The 22,324-nt window shown below is 62.0% G+C and carries 20 protein-coding genes and 1 pseudogene; 14 read left to right on the forward strand and 7 right to left on the reverse strand.

Going from position 1 to position 22,324, the window contains the following annotated elements; genetic code table 11:
• Position 1 precedes the first annotated feature (1 nt).
• Together CRO75_RS11280 and CRO75_RS11285 are read left to right on the forward strand one after the other, a co-directional pair.
• Entirely contained in the window at positions 2–940 is a 939-nt protein-coding gene (locus tag CRO75_RS11280) for a carbohydrate kinase (protein WP_097135312.1), read from the forward strand.
• A gap of 62 nt (positions 941–1,002) precedes the next feature.
• Positions 1,003–1,620, forward strand: a complete 618-nt coding sequence (locus tag CRO75_RS11285) for a hypothetical protein (RefSeq protein WP_009043799.1) — start codon at positions 1,003–1,005, stop codon at positions 1,618–1,620.
• 603 nt (positions 1,621–2,223) lie between these two features.
• Here CRO75_RS11285 and CRO75_RS11290 read toward each other — a convergent pair.
• Complete coding sequence (locus CRO75_RS11290; RefSeq protein WP_097135508.1) at positions 2,224–3,534, reverse strand: OprD family porin; 1,311 nt, start codon at positions 3,532–3,534, stop codon at positions 2,224–2,226.
• 776 nt (positions 3,535–4,310) lie between these two features.
• Here CRO75_RS11290 and CRO75_RS11295 point away from each other — a divergent pair.
• The 7 genes from CRO75_RS11295 to CRO75_RS11325 all read left to right on the forward strand — a co-directional run bounded on the left by CRO75_RS11295 (position 4,311) and on the right by CRO75_RS11325 (position 12,069).
• A complete protein-coding gene (locus tag CRO75_RS11295) occupies positions 4,311–5,339 on the forward strand; it encodes an NAD-dependent epimerase/dehydratase family protein (RefSeq protein ID WP_097135313.1) in 1,029 nt (342 codons plus the stop codon).
• A gap of 329 nt (positions 5,340–5,668) precedes the next feature.
• A complete protein-coding gene (locus CRO75_RS11300; RefSeq protein ID WP_097135315.1) occupies positions 5,669–7,741 on the forward strand; it encodes a type VI secretion system tip protein VgrG in 2,073 nt (690 codons plus the stop codon).
• Entirely contained in the window at positions 7,738–8,577 is an 840-nt protein-coding gene (locus tag CRO75_RS11305; protein WP_097135316.1) for a DUF4123 domain-containing protein, read from the forward strand. Before CRO75_RS11300 ends, CRO75_RS11305 begins: the two co-directional genes overlap by 4 nt.
• 4 nt (positions 8,578–8,581) lie before the next feature.
• Positions 8,582–9,079, forward strand: a complete 498-nt coding sequence (locus CRO75_RS11310; RefSeq protein ID WP_097135318.1) for a DUF3304 domain-containing protein — start codon at positions 8,582–8,584, stop codon at positions 9,077–9,079.
• Between the two features lie 127 nt (positions 9,080–9,206).
• Positions 9,207–9,698 carry a DUF3304 domain-containing protein gene (locus CRO75_RS11315; protein ID WP_097135320.1) on the forward strand — a complete coding sequence of 164 codons (492 nt, stop codon included), beginning with the start codon at positions 9,207–9,209 and terminating at the stop codon, positions 9,696–9,698.
• Positions 9,699–9,871: 173 nt separating this feature from the next.
• Positions 9,872–11,524, forward strand: a complete 1,653-nt coding sequence (locus CRO75_RS11320; RefSeq protein WP_239990573.1) for a DUF2235 domain-containing protein — start codon at positions 9,872–9,874, stop codon at positions 11,522–11,524.
• Positions 11,525–11,808: 284 nt separating this feature from the next.
• Positions 11,809–12,069: a DUF2790 domain-containing protein gene (locus tag CRO75_RS11325; RefSeq protein WP_097135322.1), complete on the forward strand. Its 261-nt coding sequence runs from the start codon at positions 11,809–11,811 to the stop codon at positions 12,067–12,069.
• Positions 12,070–12,216: 147 nt separating this feature from the next.
• Here the strand turns inward: CRO75_RS11325 and CRO75_RS11330 are convergent, their stop codons facing one another.
• Positions 12,217–12,486, reverse strand: coding sequence for a DUF1652 domain-containing protein (locus CRO75_RS11330; protein WP_053261084.1), 270 nt, complete (start codon positions 12,484–12,486; stop codon positions 12,217–12,219).
• 472 nt (positions 12,487–12,958) lie between these two features.
• On the opposite strand from CRO75_RS11330, the gene eco reads away from it, so the two are divergent.
• A complete protein-coding gene (gene eco / locus CRO75_RS11335; RefSeq protein WP_009043791.1) occupies positions 12,959–13,441 on the forward strand; it encodes a serine protease inhibitor ecotin in 483 nt (160 codons plus the stop codon).
• Positions 13,442–13,640: 199 nt separating this feature from the next.
• Here eco and ilvA read toward each other — a convergent pair.
• A pseudogene (gene ilvA / locus CRO75_RS11340) lies at positions 13,641–14,648 on the reverse strand (threonine ammonia-lyase, biosynthetic); the annotation flags it as partial.
• 267 nt (positions 14,649–14,915) lie between these two features.
• Between ilvA and CRO75_RS11345 the strand changes: the two are divergent.
• Both CRO75_RS11345 and map read left to right on the forward strand, forming a co-directional pair.
• On the forward strand, positions 14,916–15,119 hold the full coding sequence (locus CRO75_RS11345; RefSeq protein WP_007926402.1) for a ParD-like family protein: 204 nt from the start codon (positions 14,916–14,918) through the stop codon (positions 15,117–15,119).
• Complete coding sequence (gene map, locus CRO75_RS11350; protein ID WP_053261081.1) at positions 15,116–15,880, forward strand: type I methionyl aminopeptidase; 765 nt, start codon at positions 15,116–15,118, stop codon at positions 15,878–15,880. Before CRO75_RS11345 ends, map begins: the two co-directional genes overlap by 4 nt.
• 4 nt (positions 15,881–15,884) lie before the next feature.
• Here map and CRO75_RS11355 read toward each other — a convergent pair whose 3' ends face one another.
• Together CRO75_RS11355 and CRO75_RS11360 are read right to left on the reverse strand one after the other, a co-directional pair.
• The gene (locus CRO75_RS11355; RefSeq protein ID WP_097135326.1) at positions 15,885–16,826 is read right to left on the reverse strand and encodes a magnesium transporter CorA family protein; all 942 of its coding nucleotides are present in this window, start codon (positions 16,824–16,826) and stop codon (positions 15,885–15,887) included.
• 7 nt (positions 16,827–16,833) lie between these two features.
• Complete coding sequence (locus tag CRO75_RS11360) at positions 16,834–18,336, reverse strand: RimK family protein (RefSeq protein WP_177409741.1); 1,503 nt, start codon at positions 18,334–18,336, stop codon at positions 16,834–16,836.
• A 176-nt stretch (positions 18,337–18,512) separates the two neighbouring features.
• Here CRO75_RS11360 and rimI point away from each other — a divergent pair, with 176 nt between their 5' ends.
• Complete coding sequence (gene rimI, locus CRO75_RS11365; protein ID WP_097135330.1) at positions 18,513–19,619, forward strand: ribosomal protein S18-alanine N-acetyltransferase; 1,107 nt, start codon at positions 18,513–18,515, stop codon at positions 19,617–19,619.
• A 17-nt stretch (positions 19,620–19,636) separates the two neighbouring features.
• Here rimI and CRO75_RS11370 read toward each other — a convergent pair whose 3' ends face one another.
• On the reverse strand, positions 19,637–20,788 hold the full coding sequence (locus CRO75_RS11370) for a PQQ-dependent sugar dehydrogenase (RefSeq protein WP_097135332.1): 1,152 nt from the start codon (positions 20,786–20,788) through the stop codon (positions 19,637–19,639).
• 67 nt (positions 20,789–20,855) lie between these two features.
• Positions 20,856–21,221, reverse strand: coding sequence for a hypothetical protein (locus tag CRO75_RS11375; RefSeq protein WP_085530915.1), 366 nt, complete (start codon positions 21,219–21,221; stop codon positions 20,856–20,858).
• Positions 21,222–21,437: 216 nt separating this feature from the next.
• Here CRO75_RS11375 and CRO75_RS11380 point away from each other — a divergent pair, with 216 nt between their 5' ends.
• Positions 21,438–22,301, forward strand: coding sequence for a Ku protein (locus CRO75_RS11380; RefSeq protein WP_097135334.1), 864 nt, complete (start codon positions 21,438–21,440; stop codon positions 22,299–22,301).
• The last annotated feature ends 23 nt before the right edge of the window (positions 22,302–22,324 follow it).

The following is a 22,324-nucleotide window of genomic DNA, read 5'->3' on the forward strand; positions in this document are numbered from 1 at the left end:
TATGTATCTGGTCTGTGGTGAAGCACTGTTCGATTTTTTCAGCGAAAACGATGCCAGCGGTCGGGCATCGCGGGTCAACTTCCAGGCCATCGCCGGCGGTTCGCCCTTCAATGTCGCGGTCGGTCTGCGCCGCCTGGGCGTGGACGCGGCGCTGTTCGCCGGGCTGTCCACCGACTACCTCGGCCGGCGCCTGTTGCAGGTGCTGCGCGACGAAGGCGTGGGCGACGGCTACCTGCTGCACCTCGAGGCGCCGACCACCCTGGCGATGGTCGCGGTGGGCGCCCACGGCTCGCCGCAATACAGCTTCCGTGGCGAAGGCTGCGCCGACCGCCAGTTGCAGCTCAGCGACCTGCCGCCGCTCGACAGCCGGGTGCGCGGCCTGCACATCGGCTCGTTTTCCCTGGTGGTGCAGCCGATTGGCGACACCCTGCTGGCGCTGGTGCGTCGCGAGCGCGGGCAGCGCCTGATCAGCCTCGACCCCAACGTGCGCCTCAACCCGGCTCCGGACATCCAGCTGTGGCGCCAGCGCATCGACACCCTGGTCCGGCTGGCCGACCTGATCAAGGTCAGCGACGAGGACTTGCACCTGCTCTACCCCGACCAGGACCCACAGCACGTGATCGAAGGCTGGCTGCAGCATCACTGCCAGCTGGTGTTCCTGACCCGCGGCGCAGAGGGCGCGACGGTGTTCAGCCGGGTGCATGGCCGCTGGTCGGCGCCGGCCATGCCGATTAAGATGGCCGACACCGTGGGCGCCGGCGACACCTTCCAGGCCGCCTTGATTGCCTGGCTGACCGAACGACAGCTGGATTCGTTGGAAGGTGTGGCGGGCTTGAGCCGGGACCAGATCGACCAGATGCTCAGGTTCGCCATCCGCGCCGCGGCGCTGACCTGTGGCAAGACCGGACCGGACCTGCCCTATCGCCACCAACTGAACTGATCGCAGGGGCGCCGCATTCGTACCACATTGGCGCCCCCATCGACCCGAATAGAGCCTTACCTTTGACCCGCTTTGCCTGTGCCGCCGTAGTCTTCCCTCTCATCCTGACCGGCTGCGCGACCTCGCCGCCGGCCAACCCCAACGACATCTGCGAGATCTTTCGCGAGAAAAGCGACTGGTACAAAGCCGCCAAGGCCACCGAAGAGAAATGGGGGGTGCCGATCCAGGTGCCGCTGTCGATCATCTACCAGGAATCGAGCTTCAAGCAGGACGCCTTGCCGCCACGCAAATACCTGTTGTGGGTGATTCCCTGGGGCCGGGTGAGCACGGCGGCCGGCTACCCGCAGGCCAAGGACGAAGTCTGGGGCGACTACCAGCGCAAGGGCGACAACTACTGGGCCAGCCGCACCAACTTCGCTGACGCCACCGACTTTATCGGCTGGTACATGGACCAGACCACACGGGTCAACGGCGTGACCAAGCAGGACGCCTACCGCCAGTATCTGAACTACCACGAAGGCTGGGGCGGCTACCGCCGGCAGACCTATACGGCCAAGCCCTGGCTGCAGACCGTGGCGATGAAAGTGCAAAGCCGTTCCAGCCTGTACGGCCAGCAATACGCCAGTTGCCGGGAAGAGCTGGACCGCGGCTTCTGGAGCCGCTTCTGGCATTGGCTGTAACAGCCCGAACGGCGCTTGCGCACATCTCCCCGCCTGCGCACTCCCTGTAGCCGCTGGCGCAGCCTGCGATCGGCTGCAAGGCAGCCGCAAAACCCAGCAACGCGATCTATCTGAAATGACCGCGTGCAGATCGCGGCTACTGCGTAGTCGATCGCAGCCTCGCAGGCTCGGCAGCGGCTACACAAACACCGCGATCCCTGTAGCCGCTGGCGCAGCCTGCGATCGGCTGCAAGGCAGCCGCAAAACCCAGCAACGCGATCTATCTGAAATGACCGCGTGCAGATCGCGGCTACTGCGTAGTCGATCGCAGCCTCGCAGGCTCGGCAGCGGCTACACAAACACCGCGATCCCTGTAGCCGCTGGCGCAGCCTGCGATCGGCTGCAAGGCAGCCGCAAAACCCAGCAACGCGATCTATCTGAGATGACCGCGTGCAGATCGCGACTACTGCGTAGTCGATCACAGCCTCGCAGGCTCGGCAGCGGCTACACAAACACCGCGATCCCTGTAGCCGCTGGCGCAGCCTGCGAACGGCTGCGAAGCAGTCGTAAACCAGCCAATGCGTTTATCCAGACAGATCGCGGATTCAGGTTCTGGCAGCGCCGTCAGAGAATCGAGAAGTTGTAGCTGACGATCAGCCGCGTCTCGTCCACGTCCCGGGCGTATTTTTCGTAGTTGCTGCGGTAGGTGGCGTTACGCAAACGCAGGCTGACGTCCTTGAAGGTGCCGCTCTGCACCACGTACTTGAGTTCGCTGTCGCGTTCCCACTCGCGGCCTTCCTGGTCACTGCCCGGGACCTTGATATGGTCGCCGCTGACATAGCGGGTCAGGAAGCTCAGGCCGTTGATGCCGATGGCCTTGAAGTCGTAGTCGTAGCGCAACTGCCAGGAGCGCTCCTGGGCAGCGGCGAAGTCGTTGACCTGCACATAGTTGACCAGGTACGGGTTGCTGCCATCGAGGTAAGGCATCGAGTTGTCGCCGTTCATGCGCTGCCAGCCAGCGCTGAAGGTATGACCGTCGATGGCGTAACCGAGCATGCCGCTCAGGGCGCGGTTATCGATGGAGCCAGCGCGCTCAGCGCCGCTGTCGGCGCTCTTGAGCAGGCGCAGGTCAGCCTTGAGCACGCCCTGGCCCAGTGGCTGGTTGGCCAGCAGGCCGATGAAGTGCTGGCGGTAGATGTCCTCCAGCTCGGCGTAGTGATACTGGCCGGTCAGGCGGTCGTTGAACTTGTAATCGATGCCGTACATGTCGAAATGGTCGGCGGTGACGTTGCAGGCATACCGCTTGTTCTTGCAGTGCACGCGGATGTCCTGGGCGTCCGTGGAGTCCCGGGCGGTGTACTTGTCCAGCCGCGCGGCCGTGAACGTCAGGTCCTTGATCTCTTTGGACGTGAGCATGGCGCCGTTGAACATAGTCGGCAGCAGGCGCCCGTCGTTGTACTTGAGCAGCGGCAAGTCCGGCAGCAGCGCGCCGTACTTGAGCACGCTCTGCGACAGGCGCACCTTGGCCGTCAGGCCGAGCTTGGCGTACTGGTCCTTGGAGCCCCGCGGGTCCTGGCCGCTGGACGGCAGCAGGCCGCTGTTGCTGCGGTCGGGGCTGGAGTCGAGCTTGAAACCGAGCATGCCCAGCGCGTCGATACCAAAGCCGACGGTGCCTTCGGTGTAGCCCGATTGCAGGTTGAGAATGAACCCTTGCGCCGACTCTTCGCGCTTGGAGGCACCCTGATCATTGCCGGTATGGCCGTCGCGGAAGTCACGGTTGAAGTAGATGGTGCGCGACTCGAGCTTGGCGCTGCTGTCTTCGAAGAAACCCGCGGCCTCGGCCCGGGCGGTAAAACCCGCGCACAGGCACAGGGCGCCGAGGCCCACCGTTGGATAACGCAGCGGTCGGAATGAGTGCAGCAAAGGGAAAGGCATGAAAAGCTCCAGCAGTGCATCGGTAAAGCAGATGAAAGAAAGGCAATAGCAATCCATCTGGCGAATCATTTCTGGCCAGGTAAATTGATCAAATCAATGTTGATCGCAAATGATGGCAGATGGCTTTGACGGGCTACCACCCGACTTTAGTCTGAAGCGGCTACAGCCTTTGGCTCTGAGCGTCCTCCTTCAACGCGCTGCTCTCGCCTGGAATAAAGCGATCATTTCCAACACTCTTTGCCTTTCTCCAGGCTCTTGGCCAAGGCGCGATTCATTGGGCGCTTCGAGAGGTTTTGGATCCAAGAAAGCCTGCACCCAGGATAGAAATGGCGTTTTTTTCGTTAAAACCTCTACCGCTCGTCGGATTAATTTGCCCTGCCGGGTTTGTTACCCAGGAATTGCCCGAAGGCTTTCATAAGCCTTTCATTCAGATTATCTATTTGATTTTAAACGGTATTATTTCTTAAATAGGGTTATACAAAATGCCTTCGTCATTTATATAACACGATAAAACGCCAATTAACCGACTCAACGCTGTGGTAGTGTCAAAAAAAGAACGCGAAAAGGACTTGCACCTATTCAGTTCTTTAAAAAGTGGGCCATGAAACTCACGCATTACCCATCACGGATGAGGTTCCTCCCTTGGATGTCAGCGTTTTTGGTACCGGCCATGTCGGCCTGGTACAAGCAGTCGCCCTCGCCATCGCGCGGGACATCGCTCGCCTGTGTCCCCCGGGCAGTGGCTTGCCCTGGCGCGTACCGGGGGCGCTCTGCGCATGAATATCCTGATCACCGGGGCCGCCGGCTTCATCGGCGCCCATACCGCACTGCGTTTGCTCAAGGATGGGCATCAGGTCACCGGGCTGGATAATTTCAACGACTACTACGACCCGCAACTCAAGCACGACCGGGTGCGCTGGATGGAGCAGCAGGTGGGACAGTTCCCGCTGTACCGCCTCGACCTCGGCGATACCGAAGCCCTCGACCGGCTGTTCGCCCAGGTTCGCCCGCAGGTGGTGATCAACCTGGCGGCCCAGGCCGGGGGACGTTATTCCCAGGAAAACCCCAAGGCTTACCTGGACAACAACCTCGGCGGCTTTCTCAACCTGCTGGAAATGTGCCGGCGCTATCCGCCCGAACACCTGATTTACGCCTCGTCCAGCTCGGTGTACGGCGCCAACCATCAACTGCCGCACAAGACCAACGACACCGCGGACCATCCGCTGTCGCTGTACGCCGCGAGCAAAAGGGCCAACGAGCTGATGGCCCATAGCTACAGCCATCTGTTCGACATGCCGGCCACCGGCCTGCGCTTCTTTACCGTATATGGCCCCTGGGGACGCCCGGACATGTCGCCGGTGCTGTTCGCCCGGGCCATCTGCGAAGGCCGTCCGCTGAAGCTGTTCAACTACGGCATGCACCAGCGCGACTTCACCTATATCGACGACCTGGTCGAATCCCTGGTTCGCCTGCTGGGCAAGCCACCGGTGCGCAACCCCTTGTGGAACCGCGAACACCCCGACCCCGCCACCAGCATGGCGCCCTGGCGCCTGTTCAATATCGGCGGGCAACGTTCGGTGGAGCTCAAGGACTACGTCGCCACCCTGGAGCAATTGCTCGGGCGCAAGGCACAGGTCGAGTATCTGCCGTTGCAGCCCGGCACCGTGCTGAACAGCTGCGCCGATGCCAGCGCCCTGGAGAACGTCACCGGCTTCGGCCCGCAGGTCCCCCTGGCCGAGGGCCTGGGACGCTTTGTCGATTGGTTCCAGAGCTACTACCGGCCGCCGCTGCCCCCGCGTTCCTGACCGGCAACGACCTGCCCCGGCGACGCCTGTGTCGCCCTTGCGGGCCAGCTGGCCGAGGGCGATTGCAGCGCTGGCTCACTGCTCGAAGGCCCGTCGCCGGCCCGCGTCGCCACGGGAATCCCTGAGCGGCCATCGGCGTATCCCTTACAGCCAACTCCGCTGATGCCCGTAGGGCGTTAGCCGGATGGGTTGTCAGGCAGAAGTAATGGTTATCGCGGACATTTCTGAATGCTCCGGCGGGCGGAAAGCCGCGCCCGCCTCGGCTTGAATCGACCGGCTTATTCCTGCACCATCCGCCCCCTGCTTATTCAATGGATGGATTTCACGGCATGCTGGATGCTAACGCTACCCATATTTCCCTGACGATCGAAGGCGCCTCGGTCGACCTTCAGGTCCTCAGTTTCGTTGGCCGCGAAGCCCTCAATCAGCCCTTCTGCTTCGATATCGAACTGGTCAGCGCGCGTCCCGACCTCAAGCTCGAAGAACTCCTGCACAAGCCGGCTTGCCTGACCTTTGGCGCGACCGGTAAAGGCCTGATCCACGGCCTGGTGTACCGCATCGCCCAGGGTGATTCCGGGCGCAAGCTGACCCGCTACAGCATCAGCCTGACTCCGCAGCTCAACTACCTGCGCCACAACTTCAACCAGAAGATCTACCAGCACCTCAGCGTGCCGAAGATCATCGCCCAGGTCCTCGAGGCCCGCGGCATCCTGGCCGACGCCTACAGTTTCCAGCTGGGCGCCACCTACCCGGAGCGGGTCTACTGCACCCAGTACGACGAATCCGACCTGCACTTCATCCAGCGCTTGTGCGAGGAAGAAGGCATCCACTTCCACTTCCAGCACAGTGCCAGCGGCCACAAGCTGGTGTTCGGCGACGACCAGACGGTGTTTCGCAAGCTGGCGGCGGTGAACTACCAGCAGGACTCGGGCATGGCCGCCGAACAGCCGGTGATCAAGCGCTTCAACCTGCGCCTGGAAACCCGCACCAGCCGCGTCAGCCGCCGCGACTATGACTTCGAGAAACCGCGCCTGCTGCCCGAGGGTGCGGCCAAGTCCGAATTCATGCCGGACCTGGAGGACTACGACTATCCCGGCCTGTTCACCCAGCAGGCCCGCGGCAAGCAACTGGCGACCCGCGCCCTGGAACGCCATCGCAGCGACTACCGGCTGGCCGAAGGCAAAGGCGACGAGCCGAGCCTGGTCAGCGGCCACTTCCTGACCCTGGCCGCCCATCCGCGCAGCGAATGGAACGACCTGTGGCTGCTGCTGGAGGTGATCCACGAAGGCAAGCAGCCCCAGGTGCTGGGCGAGAACATCACCAGCGACGTCACCAGCAACAAGGACGACTTCCACCAGGGCTACCGCAACCGCTTCCTCGCCACGCCCTGGGACGCCCACTACCGCCCGCCGCTGGAACACCCGAAACCCAGGTCCCTGGGCAGCCAGACCGCGCTGGTCACCGGGCCCAAGGGCGAAGAAATCCATTGCGACCAATACGGTCGGATCAAGGTGCAGTTCCACTGGGACCGCGACGGCCAGGCCGACGACAACACCTCCTGCTGGGTGCGCGTCGCCAGCGGCTGGGCCGGCAAGGCCTACGGCGGCATCGCCATCCCGCGGATCGGCATGGAAGTGCTGGTGACCTTCCTCGAAGGCGACCCCGACCAGCCCCTGGTCACCGGCTGCCTGTACCACAAGGAAAACGTGGTCCCCTACGACCTGCCGGCGAACAAGACCCGCAGCACCTTCAAGACCCTCAGCTCGCCGGGCGGCAAGGGTTACAACGAACTGCGCATCGAAGACAAGAAAGGCGCCGAGCAGATCTACCTGCACGCCCAGCGCGACTGGGACGAGAACGTCGAGCACGACCAGCGGATCCGCGTCGGCAACCAACGCCACGACACAGTCGAAGCCAACACCCTGACCGAACTCAAGGCCGAAGAACACCGCATCACCCACCTCGACCGCAAGAGCGAAATCCGCGCCAACGACCACCTGACCGTGGCCGTCACCCAGCACGCCAATATCGGCACCGCGCAATTCGTCGAAGCCGGCCAGGAGATTCATTACAAGGCCGGTGGGAAGGTCGTGGTCGAGGCCGGCGCGGAACTGACCGCCAAGGCCGGCGGTAGCTTCGTCAAGCTCGATGCTGGCGGCGTGACCATCAGTGGGGCCGAAGTGAAGATCAATACCGGGGGAGCGCCGGGGGTTGGGACGCCGGCGGCGCCGCTGTTGCCGGGCCTGCTGAAGCTCGCTGACGCCGACAAGGCCGGCGGCCTGCTGCTGGGCCGCTTGAACTCGCCCATACCGCGCCTGACGCCGCCCAAGGGTATCTGCGTCGAGTGCCTGCTCAAGGCCATCCGCCAACGCCAGGCGATTCTGTCCGGAGCACAGCCATGAGCGATTTGCAGCAAGGCCAGCAGGATTGGGTCAACGCCGCGGCCAAGGGCTTGAGCCTCACGGCAATCGTCGAGCAGGCCCTGCTCAGCGCGCCGCAGCGCAACGCCCTGGGTGAACTGGAAGGCGCCCGCTGGCCCCTGATGTACCAGGCCGAGCTGGCCCAGTTGCGCAATGACGGGCCGCTATTGCTGGACATGACCGGTCAACCGTTCGAGCGGCTGGTGGCGATCCACGAACTGTTCGGCTCGAACCTGGCCAGCTGGTTGAGCAGCACCCTGCCAGCCAATCGGCTGGCCACCCACCTTGGCGACGCCCTGGTCTGCCAGGACGCCAACGATGCGGTGCTGCTGATCCGCAGCTACAGCGCCGAAGTACTGCCCCTGCTCCACCAGCAAGTCGGCCAGCCATGGCACCAGTGGCTGTTCGGCCCCCTCGACACCTGGTGGGTCAAGGCCGAAAAAGACTGGCAGCGTCTTGCCGGCCCGGCGCACAGCGAAGTGCCCGAGTACCACCCGATCCGCCTGGATGAGCCGATGATGCACAGCCTGCAGCATGACGCCCACGCCGAGCAGTTGCTGGTGCAGACCGAAAACGTCGCCCCCGAGGCCTTTGCCAGCGACTGCCACGGCGAACGCCTGCAACAGGTGCAAGACTTACTGCAGATCGCCAGGGCCCAGGGCCTGGACCAGCAGGAGGATCAGTCGACCTTCGTGTTGCACAGCCTGATCACCCGCAACCCACTGCACCAGCGCCCCGAATGGGCGGGAATCCTGCGTCAGGTCACTGATGACCGGGACACCCTGGAAAACGCCCTGGCCGCACAAGAAGGCGCCTGAGGCGATGTCGTTGCCGTCACTCGCAAAGCGCTGGAAGCGCCTGCCCGGCCGCCAGAAAACCCTGATCCACTGGTTGGTTCTGGTCGCCGGTTATTTCATCTGGCAGTACAGCCGGATGCCGGGGGCAATGCTCTATGTGCATAACCAAACGGATCGCCCCATCTTCAGCTACTTCGTCAATGACAACTGGGGAGGCAATGCCACAGCAAACGGCGGAGGCGGAGCAACCTGTTGCTGGCGCATTGAGGGCAAGATGCTGAAGGTGGATTGGATCAAGAGCATGACCCGAACACAGTATGAGCAGGGGGCTCGGGAAGAAACCCTATCAGTCGAGATCTCTAACCCTCCCCGCCAACGCAGTGACCGCTATTTGCATGTGCACTTCTTCCCCGGCGACCAGGTTCGCCTGGCCTGGAGCGCCAATCTCGACACCCCCTATGAAAATCTCAAGGAAGCGCCCGCAGTGCCTGATGCCAAGGATCAGGAAGCCCAATTCCAATGAGTCACGGGTTTTCGCCGCCCACTATTGAAAGACTTGCAAACAGCGCGAGCTGGGTAACAGAAATGCCCCCCAGGCGAAAGAACATGACCGTGCGCAGAAACAGGTTCGCACTAACAAGGAGTTTGTTGTGACATCGATTCAATCACTCAGAAATCGCTGGAAGTCTTTGTCCGGTTTGCAGAAAACCCTCATCAATTTATTGGTTTGGGGAGCGCTGATTGCTGCCTATTTCATCTGGCAGTACAGCCGAATGCCGGGGGCGGCGCTTTATGGCCATAACCATACGGATCGTCCTATTTTTAGCTATTTCGTCAACGACAATTGGGGCGGAAACGGAGGGATAACCTGCTGTTGGCGCATTGAAGGCAAGACACTGAAGGTGGATTGGATAAAAGGCCGCACAGGTGAACAAGTGCGTCAGGGGATTAAAAAGGAAACTCTATCAATCGAGATCCCTAATCCGCCCCGCCAACGCAGTGACCGATATTTACATGTGCACTTCTTTCCCGGAGACCAAGTCCGTGTGGCCTGGAGTACCAATCTGGACACGCCTTATGAAAATCTCAAGGAAGCGCCACCAGTACCTAATGCCAAGGATCAGGAAGCAAAATCACAATGAGCACTCGTAATGCTGATCTGGCGGCCGCTGCTAGTGCCCGTTGTGCAGGACCAACCAAGAATTCTCATATCACCACCTGTGAGCGAACCTTACGGATCGGATTTTTTTTCGACGGTTTTGGGCGGCATCTGCTGAAAGATATGCAAACCGGCCGAGTTAGCAACGTGGGCAAGATGTTCCTGGCCCATCCTATCGATATGCCGAATAAGGAGCCTGACCCCAACTTTGCCTATCGCAAGGTTTATATCTCGGGCATGGGCGCCGAGTACCTCGCGGACCTGACCACCACTGCCAATGCCGGAGTGGATATCGTTGGCAGCAAGGCAGCCGATGTGCCCAAGGATGTGGCGAAGGACGAAGGGAAAAAGATCCTCAAGGATGTACTGAAAGGTCATGACTGGTGGGAGCGCTTGAAACGCGACCTGAAGGATCTGGTCAGCGCCCCCCTTAAAGGCCTTAAAGTACTGAAGGGCGCTGTGGTCGACGCGGTGTCTGAAGTCGTACCGCCCCTGCGCGACAACCCCATCATGGCTGAGATAGCCAAGACTGGAGCCAATATTCGTATCGATGGCGCCATCGATTTCCTGAACGACGAAGTGAGCAAGGTCAAGGCCTTGAGCGGCCCGCCCCTTAAGCGTATCGAACTGTCCGTATACGGCTTCGACTACGGCGCCACCCTGGCCCGAGGCTTTCTGTATCGCCTGCTGGATCGCTGCCTGATCGATGGCGAGGAAGTGAAGTACCAGGGCGCCCAGCTGGTCGTGCTGTTCGCCGGCCTGTTCGACGCGGTGGACCGCAGCCGTAGCGATATACCGCTGATCGACGACTATATACCCGTGCCCACCAGCAACGTGCTGGGGGACGCCAATGTCCTGCCCAAGCAGGTCAGGCAGGCCCTGCATCTGGTCGCCGCCCACGAGCGACGCTTTTACCGGCGGGCCAGCCTGCTCGGCAAAGGCAACGCCAAGTGGCGCGAAGAACTGATGCCCGGGGTCAGCGAGGATATCGGTGGCAGCCTGCTGCCCGGCGAGCAGAAACCCAGCGCCGAGCTGGCGCTGGTCAGCTTACACCGCATGTACCGCGCAGCGTTCCAGGCAGGAGTACCTTTCCTTCATCTCGAAGACTTATACGAAAAGGATGCCGATACTGCTGAGCTGTTCACCTTCAACGACCATATCAACGGAAAAACTGCCCTTGGGCTGGTCAAGAAGTACCAGTCGGCCGCCAAGGCCAGCATCGCCCAGCTGAAAAACCTCAACCTGGGTGACCAAGCGCCCTTCCTCGGCCATATGCGCCTGTATATCCGCTGGCTGGCGTCGATCTCGCGCCCTTATGTGCAGCGCCTGCGGGAAATCGGCGAAGAGGAAGATCGCCTGAACGCCAGCCAGTATGCCGCGGGAAATAGCGCCGGGATGTTCGGCCGCCCGGTGGAAACCCCGGAAAAGAGACAGGCCCGCCTCAAGCGCACCCAGGAACTGCAAACCGAACGCGAGACACTAAGGGCACAACTCGGCTGGCTGGAAGATGTCGACAGTGAAGCCCGCAGCATGCGCAGCGGCCGCACGCGGGATGGCTACAGGGCCGCCGGCACACCGCAGCAGATGCGGGTGTGGCAGGTGCTGTTGGAGGAGGAATGGTTCAAGGAGCAACTGTCGCCATTGCCGGAGGAAGTGAGCCTGTTGTTCGGCCACTTCATTCATGACCAGTTGGTCCAGTCCCTGGCTCAGCGCTCAGCCAAGTCGGTGAGCGGACAATGCTACTTCGATATCCGCGGGATCGATCTGCTGGAGAAAGAAGAGGAAGAAAAGGAGAAAGACAAGAAATAAGTGCATTCAATGCCTGCCCGGAGTCGGGCCAGGCGTTGACGACCTGCAAGGCAGGGGCTTGTGTCCCCCCTGCCTTCAAGCCCCCACTGACATCGAATAGGCGTTTCTGCGCACAGCACATCTCGTCGGGCAGCTTCCCTCCCGCACAAATCATTAGCCCCCTACTTAATCTCCGATTAATCCCACCGCCCAAAACTGTACGCGACCGCGCAGCGCAGAATCCTCTGCCGCCCTCCGCGGCGTGCTCGATGGTGGTTTGTGTCGGGCTTATCGGAGAAATCCTCATGAACATGCGTATTTTGCTGATCGGGGCCCTGGCGTTTGCCGGGGTCGTGGGTGTGGCTCAGGCGGACACGGCCCAGGTGCAGCCGGTGCCTTATCACTATGGCATGCCGCTGAAGGTGGCCAAGGTGGTGTCGATGACCGAGCCCGCGACGCCGGAGTGCAAGGTGGTCACCGCGGACATGACCTTTATCGACAAGGCGGGCAAGCTGGAAGCCATCAGTTACCGCAAGCTGTCGGATGCTTGCAGTTATCAGAACTGAGGACTGCCCTGCTCTACCGCGTGCAAGGTTGCAGGCAGCTTTGTGAGATTCAGGCAGGAATTTTATTCGCGGTGAGGGTCGAGTTTGCGCCTGGCCCGGGATTTATCCAGGCCAGGCAGGCAACGCCGGCATTGGCAAAGCCGCCGATCAATGAACCCTGGACTTGAGGGCGATGGGCTGGCTTCCCGGATGGTTCGCCAGGTCGTAGCGCAACTCGGCGATCAAATCGTTGATTTCCCGGCAGCCGTTGAGGCTCGCCGCATCGATACCGGTGACCACTAGGTCCACGCGGTCGGTTTCATGGTCGCCATAGACTTTCACGGTCATGTGCAGGTCGGGGCTCAGGGTGCACTCGCAGCGTTTGGGCAGGAAGCTGCATTCAATGATATTGCGCAGTTCCAAGGCAGATAAGAACATGGCAGATCTCTCCGTTGGTGCAGTGGCCATTCAATGATGGCAAGAATATCGTCTCGGGATTCCACCCCCGAAATACGGCGTATGGCGTGACTAAACCTCCCTGGAAGAGAAAGCCATTAATTAGACTAGGCCGTATTTGCGCATCCACTAAATTCTATTTTGCTCTGAGCAGTGAGGCTTTTTTTCACCCTCGGTCCTGGGATTTTCGTCCGCTGGAGGAACTTCCTGCGAGCCCGATGCTGGCCTCTCGCCGATAGGGGATGGAACACCAGCATACCGTCCTCTCGCTTGTTGTCATGCGTTATAAATCATCGACTTATCCCTGGGTATTGAAGGAAAACGTCATGTTAACTGCCGCGGCGAAGTGAGCCACGGTTTGCATGACCGGGCGTTCCCCAGTCAAACTGCCCGGCGTTTCAAGCAACGGCTCCCTCCATTGGGAGAGCCGTCGATCAACCTGCAAGGAGGCCTTATGCGCTTTTTTCCTGTTTCCACCGCCATCGCTGTGCTGTTGAGCGGTATTTCCACCCTGAGCCATGCGGCCAAACTCGAAGACGTGGCGCCCTACCCCAAGGCTGAAGAAGGTTTTGTGCGCCAGGTGATCCATCTGCCCAAGCAGGCCAAGGAAGAGGACTTCAAGGTCGAGGTCCTGGCCGGCAAGACCCTGACCGTCGACTGCAACCGTCAGCGCCTGGGCGGCACCCTGGAAGAGAAGAACCTGGAAGGCTGGGGTTACCCCTACTACCGCCTGGACAAGGTCAGTGGGCCGATGAGCACCTTGATGGCCTGCCCCGAGGGCAGCAGCAAGCAGGCGTTCGTGCCGGTGGTCGGCGAAGGCTTCGTGCTGCGCTACAACAGCAAGCTGCCAATCGTGATCTACGCCCCCAAGGACGTCGAAGTGCGCTACCGCCTGTGGTCCGCCGCGGACAAGGTCGAGAAGGCCCGCGCGGAATAACCTTCGCAGCGGCTACATCGCAGGTGATGGAGCCGCTGCCGCAGGCTGCGATCGGTTTGGGCGGCACTCCGATGCAGTGGCCGCCAGGCCAGGCAATGCGGTGCATCAGTGGTTCGGCTGGCGAGCGCTTCGCGCTCGTGCGCAGGCTGCGCCAGCGGCTACAAGAGGCCCTGCTCCGTTCTTACACCAGCGCCACCGCGCCCAAGGCCGCGCGCTCGGCCACCTGCCCCAGGCGATCGAAGTTGATGTTGGCCCCGGAGTCGATGGCCACCAGGGTTTCGCCCTGTGCCCCGCTGCGGGCCACGTACTGCTTGATCCCGGCCACCGCCAGTGCTCCCGACGGCTCGGTGATGGAGCGGGTGTCGTCGTAGATGTCCTTCATCGCGCAGCAGAGTTCGTCGTTGCTGACCGTGATCACCTCATCGACCAGCACCCGGCACAACTCGAAACAATGGGCGCCGACCTGCGCCACGGCAACGCCGTCGGCGAAGGTGCCGACGCTGGGCAACAGCACCCTTTCCCCAACCCGCAACGCCTGCTGCAGACAGTTGGAGTGCTCGGACTCGACGCCGACGATGCGCACCTCGGGCCGCAGGTATTTCACATAGGCGGCGATACCGGCGATCAATCCGCCACCGCCCACCGGGACGAAGATCGCGTCCAGGCGCCCGGGATGCTGGCGCAGGATCTCCATGCCCACCGTGCCCTGCCCGGCGATCACGTCCGGGTCGTCGAAGGGCGAGACGAAGGTCTGGCCGCTGCCCTCGGCCAATTGCAGGGCATGGGCCAGGGCGAAGGGAAAGCTCTCGCCCTGCAGCACCGCCTCGGCGCCACGGCTGATGACGCCCTGCACTTTCAGCTGCGGCGTGGTGGAAGGCATGACGATGGTCGCCTTGATCCCCAGCTCCCGCGCCGCCAGCGCCACGCCCTGAGCGTGATTGCCGGCGGAGGCAGTGATCACCCCGCGGCGCTTTTGCTCGTCGCTGAGTTGCACCAACTTGTTGTAGGCGCCGCGGATCTTGAAGGAAAAGGTCGGTTGCAGGTCCTCGCGCTTGAGCAGCACCTGATTGCCCAGCGCCGCCGACAGGGCCGGCGCCGGCTGCAACGGCGTGCGCACCGCCAGGTCGTAGACCGGCGCCGCGAGAATCTTCTTCACGTAGTGCTCCAGCAGGTCCAGCGGGGTGTGCGGCTCGGCGGGATGGTTCATGGGGTGTCTCCTGGCGGTGTCGAGAGCCCCGGAGACAGAAAGAAAAAACCCGCCTCTAGGGCGGGTTGGGTGCAGTGTCAGACCCGCCAATCAGGAATGGCGGTAATAATGCTTGGCTGGGAACGCAATGCGGAAAAAGTCATGGCCAGGAAATTAACCGGCGGCTTGCTGGTGAGTCAATGGCCAATGACAGGTCGAGCTATCTGCCATTTGCCGGAAAATATACGAAACGTATATGATTCGTATATTTACCAGGACAGAAACCCCGTGGGCATCGTCAAGATTTCAGATCAACTGCATGAACAGATCCGCGTCGCCAGCGACGCCATGGATCGCTCCATCAACGCCCAGGCCGAATTCTGGATCAAGATCGGCCTGCTGGCCGAGCTCAATCCGCACCTGGCCTACAACGACCTGATCAACAAACTGCTGCTGAACAAAAGCGACCTGATCCGGGGGCGCAGCGCATGACCCAGGCCCTGATCAAGACCCCGCAACAACTGGCGCTGATGCGTGAATCCGGGCGCCTGCTGGCGACGGTATTCAGCTTTCTCGACGACCTGGTCGCGCCCGGCCTTTCCACCATGGAGCTGGACACGGCGGTGGAGCGCTTTATCCGCCACGACCTGGGCGCCCGTCCGGCCAGCAAGGGCCAGTACAATTACCCCTACTCGATCAACACCTCGATCAACGAGGTGGTGTGCCATGGCATGCCCCATGAGAAGGCCATCCTCAAGGACGGTGACATCATCAACATCGACATCACCCTGGAAAAGAACGGCTTTATCGCCGACTCCAGCAAGATGTACCTGATTGGCAACGTCAGCCCCAAGGCCCAGCGCCTGGTGAGCACCACCTTCGAGGCGATGTGGGAAGGCATCAAGGTGGTCCGCCCCGGCGCGCGCCTGGGCGATATCGGCCATGCCATCCAGAAACACGCCGAAACCCGGGGCTACAGCGTGGTGCGCGAGTACTGCGGCCATGGCATCGGCCGGCAGATGCACGAAGAACCGCAGGTCCTGCATTTCGGTCGCCCCGGCACCGGCCTGGAGCTGCGCGAAGGCATGGTGTTCACCATCGAGCCGATGATCAACCAGGGCAGCGCCCGGGTGCGCGACCTGAAAGACGGCTGGACCGTGGTCACCCGCGACAACGGCCTGTCGGCGCAGTGGGAACACACAGTAGCAGTGACCCGCGACGGCTTTGAGGTACTGACCCTGCAACCGGCCTGAAACCTCAGGCGCACTTGCCGTTGCCACCGGCCAGGCGCCTGAGCCCGAGCACCATCCCCCCTGCCCCCAGCAGCATCGCCACGAGGAACAGCGGGTAGGCAATCCACCACGGGGTGCCGGCGGTCATCATGCTGAATTCGGACATGCCACCGATGCTGGCGATCAGGTTCAGCGGCAGGAACACCACGTTGATCAGGGTCAGTTTGCGCAACAGGCTGTTCATGTTGTTGTTCATCAGGTTGCCGCGCGCGTCGATCAGCCCGGAAAACACCGTCGAATAGATCTCCGCCTGCTTGTAGCACTGGTTGTTCTCGATGATCAGGTCGTCGATCAGGCCGACGGCCTCGGCGCTGAAGTGCGCCTTCTCGGCGTGGTTGCGCAGCCGGGTCAGCACCGCGCCGTTGCTGTGAATGGCGTTGATGTAATAGATCAGGCTTTCGCTGAGGTTGAACATCTGGATCAGGTGGCGGTTTTCCATCGAGTCGTTGAACTGCTGCTGCAACTCGCGGGCGACCATCTTGATCACCTTGAGGTGCCCCAGGTAGTGATGGATGTTGGTCGACAGCAGGTCCAGCAACACATCCAGGGGGCTATTCAGGGCCTGCCGCGCGCCCAGGCCGCTGAGCTGGCTGTCGTCGTGGGCGATCACCAGCAGGCGTTGCGGGGAAAACAGCAGGCCGCAAGACGACACCTCGAACGACAGGCTGCCGCCGCCGGAGTAGTTCTCCGGGCGTTTCCAGATCAGGAACAGGTTGTCCGGGTGAAACTCGATGCGCGACACCTCGTCCGGGTCCAGCGCCGAGGCCAGGGCGTGTTCGTCGAGCTTGAAGCCGGTGCGCAGCAGATCGCGCTCGGCGGGGTCCGGATTGCTGAACAGCATCACTTCGGCGTCCAGGCGCTCCACCGGCAGCAGGCGGCCCTGGCTCAACTGGTAGCTCTTGATCATCGGCCGTTCACCAGGCCTGCCCGCGGCGCTTGAGCTCCAGGCGGCGGACGAACTCCTCGAGCACCAGGGAATACAGGTCGTCGCGCAGGTAGGCATCTTCGATGCCGGCGTCCAGGTTGGGGTTGTCGTTGACTTCGATCACCACCACCTTGTCGCCGGACTGCTTGAGGTCCACGCCGTACAGGCCGTCGCCGATCAGGTTGGCGGTCTTCACCGCCAGTTCCACCACCGCCCGCGGCGCCTCGTGGACCGCCAGGGTGCGGCATTCGCCGTTGATGTCCTGGCCCTTGGCCTTGTGGTTGTAGATCTGCCAATGGCCCTTGGACATGAAGTACTGGCAGGCGAAGATCGGCTTGCGGTTGAGCACGCCGATGCGCCAGTCGTACTCGGTGTAGAAAAACTCCTGGGCCAGCAGCAACACCGAATGCTCGAACAGCTCGGCGGTGGCCTCCAGCAGCGCCTGCTGGCTCTCGACCTTGATCACCCCGCGGGAGAAACAGCCGTCGGGAATCTTCAGCACCAAGGGGAAACCCAAACGCTCGCCGACCCGCTCGAAGTCTTCCGGTCGTTCCTTGTAGAGAATCTCGGTGGCGGGCATGCCCAGCTGGTGGCTTTTCAGCAGGTCGGTCAGGTAGACCTTGTTGGTGCAGCGCAGGATCGAGGCCGGGTCGTCCATCACCACCAGGCCCTCGCTTTCGGCCTTCTTGGCGAAACGGTAGGTGTGGTTGTCGACGCTGGTGGTCTCGCGGATCAGCAAGGCGTCGTACTCGGCGATACGCGAGTAATCCTTCTTCTCGATCAGTTCGACGTCGATGCCCAGGCCCTTGCCGACCCGGACAAAATTCTCCAGCGCCCGGGCGTTGGAAGGTGGCAAGGCTTCCTGCGGGTCATGCAGGATCGCCAGGTCATAGCGGGCCAATCTTTTCGAGCGCGGCATGCGCCAGATCTTGCGACTGAAACTGTCCAGGGAATGGGCGAATTGATCTTCCTGGTCTTCGCGCAACTTATGTAAGGCACCGGACTTCACGCCTTCGATATGCCAACCGTTAGTTCGTTTGAAGTCCACCAGCAATATCGGACAAGGAAAGACTTCGAATAACTGTCGCGCCAACTCCTGTAACGGTTCGATATGAGTCTTGCCGAAGTACAGGGTCAGGGTAAAACCTTCGGTATCGCTGTAAAGATGATTGCTCAGGGCCTTTTCCAGGGTTTTATCCAGGTCGTCCAGGGCCAGGCCGTAGAGCGATTTACGGGTCAGCTCGCTGATGGTGCGCACCGAGGGAATCACCTTGTGCTCCCGCGCCTCGGCCAGCAGCGAGCAGTAGTAACCGTGGCCCAGGTACTTGTAGCTGCGACACAGGTTGATCACCTGGACCCGCTTGCCGGGCTGGGTTTCACGGGTCTGTTCCAGGTACTCCTGAGCGCTGAGGATGTCTTCGCTGGGAAAATAGGAGGCCCAATCTTCCTTGCGCTCGACAATAATCAGCAACTGACTGGAAGTTTCACTCATCGCTGAAAAATAATTAACCGGAGTTATTGTCGCCGGCAGACTTTGCTCGGATACTCCACGCCAATGACCTTGTACCGCTGACATAATGTTTGATCCGCTTAAGAACAAGACCTTTTCTATTAAGCACGAACTTTTTCGAAAGTCTCGTTTCGTTACGCAACTTTTACGGCGGTTATATGGATCTTGTCTTTCGCATTGCCACACCTGAGGACTTGCCTGCTTTAGTGCGACTGGAACAGCAGTGTTTCACCACCGATCGCCTGACGGTGCGCAGCTTCCAGTGGATGATCAGCCGCGCCCATGCGTGCCTGATCGTCGCCGAGCAGGCGCAACAGCTGCTGGGTTATGCCCTGGTGCTGTTCCATCGCGGTACGTCCCTGGCCCGCCTGTACTCGATCGCCATCGCGGTCGAGGCCCGCGGGTTGGGCCTGGGCAAGCGCCTGCTGGAGCGGATCGAAGCCCGCGCGCGGGAGCATGACTGCGCCTACCTGCGGCTTGAGGTGCGCAGCGACAACCCGACGGCCATCGCCCTGTACGAACGCAGCGGCTACCGGCGCTTCGCCGTGCTGCACGACTACTACAAGGACCACGCCGATGCCCTGCGCCTGGAAAAGCGCATCCTGCAGCATCGCGAGACCCGCACCATCCGCGTGCCCTATTACCAGCAGACCACCGACTTCACTTGCGGCCCGGCCTGCCTGCTGATGGCCATGGCCGCGCTGCAACCCGGGCGCGCCCTGGAGCGCCGCGAAGAACTGCAGCTGTGGCGCGAGGCGACCACCGTGTTCATGACCTCCGGCCACGGCGGCTGCAGCCCCCAGGGGCTAGCGCTGGCCGCGTGGCGCCGGGGCTTCAGGGTCAGGCTGCAGGTCAATACCCGGGGGCCGCTGTTTCTCGGCGGGGTGCGCGACGAGCATAAAAAAGACGTCATGCGCCTGGTGCATGAGGAGTTCTGCGCCCAGCTGGATAGCAGCGACGTCTTGCAGGTGCTGGGCGGCCCGCTGGACCTGCCGAAGCTGCTGGCCGACGGCGGCCAGCCCCTGGTGCTGATCAGCAGCTACCGCCTGACCCGCTCCAAGGCCCCGCATTGGGTGATGGTCACCGACTGCGACGAAGACTTCGTCTACTTGCACGATCCCGATGTCGACCACAGCCAGCACCGCCAGCCGATGGATTGCCAGCACCTGCCGGTGAGCCACGGCGAGTTCGCCAAGATGTGCCGTTTCGGCAGTGGCAAGCTGCAGGCGGCGGTGATCCTCTACCCGGCCGCAGTGCCTCTGTAGGAGCAAGGGGGACTGGGTTATTCCAGGCCAACCTTGTACAACCTGCCCTTGTCCTCGTCGGTCAGCACATACAGATAACCGTCCGGCCCCTGGCGCACGTCGCGGATGCGCTCCTTGAGCTCACCCAGCAGGCGCTCCTCGTGGCCCACCTTGTCGCCGTCGAATTGCAGGCGGATCAGCTCCTGGGACGCCAGGGCGCCGATGAACAGGTTGTGTTGCCAGGCCTTGAAGCGGTCGCCGTCGTAGAAGGCCATGCCGCTGATGCCGGGGGATTTCTCCCAGACATGCCGCGGGCCCACGGTGCCTGGGGCAGTCTTGCCCTCGGCTTCAGGAATCGGCGCACCGGAATAGTTGATGCCGTGGGTCGCCAGGGGCCAGCCGTAGTTCTTGCCACGCTCGATCAGGTTGATTTCGTCGCCGCCCTTGGGCCCGTGCTCGTTATCCCACAGGGTGCCGCTCCAGGGGTTGAGCGCCGCGCCCTGGGGGTTGCGGTGGCCGTAGGACCAGATCTCCGGGCGCACGCCCGGCTGGCCGACAAAGGGGTTGTCCTGCGGGATCCGGCCATCCGGATACAGGCGCACGATCTTGCCTTGCAACTTGTCCAGGTCCTGGGCAGTCGGGCGCTCGTTGTTTTCCCCCAGGGTGATAAACAGGTAGCCGTCGCGGTCGAACACCAGGCGCGAACCGAAATGGTTGCCGGTGGAGAGCTTGGGCGCCTGGCGGAAAATCACCTGGAAATCCTTGAGCGTCTTCAGGTCCTCGGACAGCCGTCCGCGCCCCACCGCCGTCCCCGCCGTGCCGCCCTCGCCACCACCTTCGGCGTAGGACAGGTAGACCAGGCGGTCCTGCTTGAAGTCCGGCGACAGCACCACATCCAGCAAGCCACCCTGGCCCTTGGCCCAGACCTGCGGCACGCCGTCCAGGGGCGCCGAGAGCTTACCGTCGGCGCCGACCAGCCGCAGGTTGCCCGGCCGCTCGGTCACCAGGATGCCCTGGCGGTCCGGCAGGAACGCCAGGGCCCAGGGGTGGTCCAGGCCTTCGACCAGCGGGGTCACGCTGAGGGGGCCCAGCTCGCTCTGCAACGGTTGGCTGGGGGCGGCCGCGACCGGTAGCGCACTGCTCAGAACAAGGCTGGCACAGACGGTTGCCAAGAGGGTTTTACGCAACATGCACAATTCCTTCTGTCGATAAAAAGGGTTCCGCCCGGGGCCGGCATCGGCCTCGGACGGTCAGCGTTTATCGCTGCTGTTGGTTACGCGGTGGGGTCACAGGTGTCGGATCGATGATCCGTGGCTGGGTGATGGTGCGCGGGTAACCGTTGCCGATACCGCCGTTCTCCAGGGTCGGAGGGCGTTGCACAGGTACTGGATTAACCCCACGGACAGCCGGGGTGCTGGGCTGGGTGCCCTGCATGCTGTTGGGGTTGGCCCGGCGTATCGGGCTGTTGTAGGGGTTGTTGTTACTGCCGGGCAGGTTCTGCGCCAACAGCATGGCGGACGTTGGGCTGCTGTCCGGATGCGCCGCCTGAGGCGCGGCGAACGCCACGGCGCTGGCCCCGCTCATTAGTGCAAAAGCGACAAGAGCGCGAAGCAGATTGTTCATGGCGACCCTCTTGGATGGCGACGAGTTATCGCATTCGAGTCCAGGCTACGTCGCGCGTTCGGCCTTGTTAATTAAATAATCCGCCAGACATGTAACACGAGTTATCGGCTTGCCCTATGCAGGCCGGCACCCCGGGGAAACTTTCGCGCCGCACCACGGGTCACCTGAAAACCAGTCGCTGCATGGCGATTCCACAGTCAATACGGGGACAGGCTCATGGCACGGGCAATCTGGAAAGGCGCGATCAGTTTCGGTCTGGTTCACATTCCGGTGGCGCTGGTCTCGGCGACCTCCTCCCAGGGCGTGGACTTCGACTGGCTGGACCAGCGCACCATGGACCCGGTGGGTTACAAGCGGGTCAACAAAGTCACCGGCAAGGAAGTCACCAAGGAACATATCGTCAAGGGCGTGGCCTACGAAAAAGGCCGCTATGTGCTGCTCAGCGAGGACGAAATCCGCTCGGCCCACCCGCTGTCGACCCAGACCATCGACATCTTCGCCTTCGTCGACAGCCAGCAGATCCCGCTGCAGAACATCGACACCCCCTACTTCCTGGCTCCGGACAAACGTGGCGGCAAGGTCTATGCGCTGCTTCGCGAAACCCTGCAGAGCACCTCGAAAGTCGCCCTGGCCCTGGTGGTGCTGCACACCCGCCAGCATCTGGCGGCGCTGATGCCGCTGGAGTCGGCGTTGGTGCTGGTGATGCTGCGCTGGCCGGCCGAGGTGCGCAGCCTCGACGAACTGGCCCTGGGGCCGGAGGTGACTCACCCGGACCTGGCCAAGGGCGAACGGGACATGGCCAGGCGCCTGGTGGCGGACATGAGCACCGATTGGCAGCCGGAGGAATACCGCGACAGCTTCACCGACAAGATCATGGCCCTGGTAGAGAAAAAGGCCCAGGCCGGCAAGATCGAGGACGTGGAAAGCGCCGCTGGCGAAGAGCAACGCAAGAGCGCCGATGTCATCGACCTGACCGAGATGCTCAAGCGCAGCCTGGGAAGCAGATCCAGGAGCAAGGCGCCAGCCAGCCCGGACAAACCCGGCAAGACCAGGAAAACCACGAAGAGCTCCCGCGCCTGAACCACGCGGCTCGCCATACGAGG

This window comes from Pseudomonas sp. LAMO17WK12:I10 (assembly GCF_900215185.1).
GTDB classification, from domain to species: Bacteria; Pseudomonadota; Gammaproteobacteria; order Pseudomonadales; family Pseudomonadaceae; genus Aquipseudomonas; species Aquipseudomonas chlororaphis.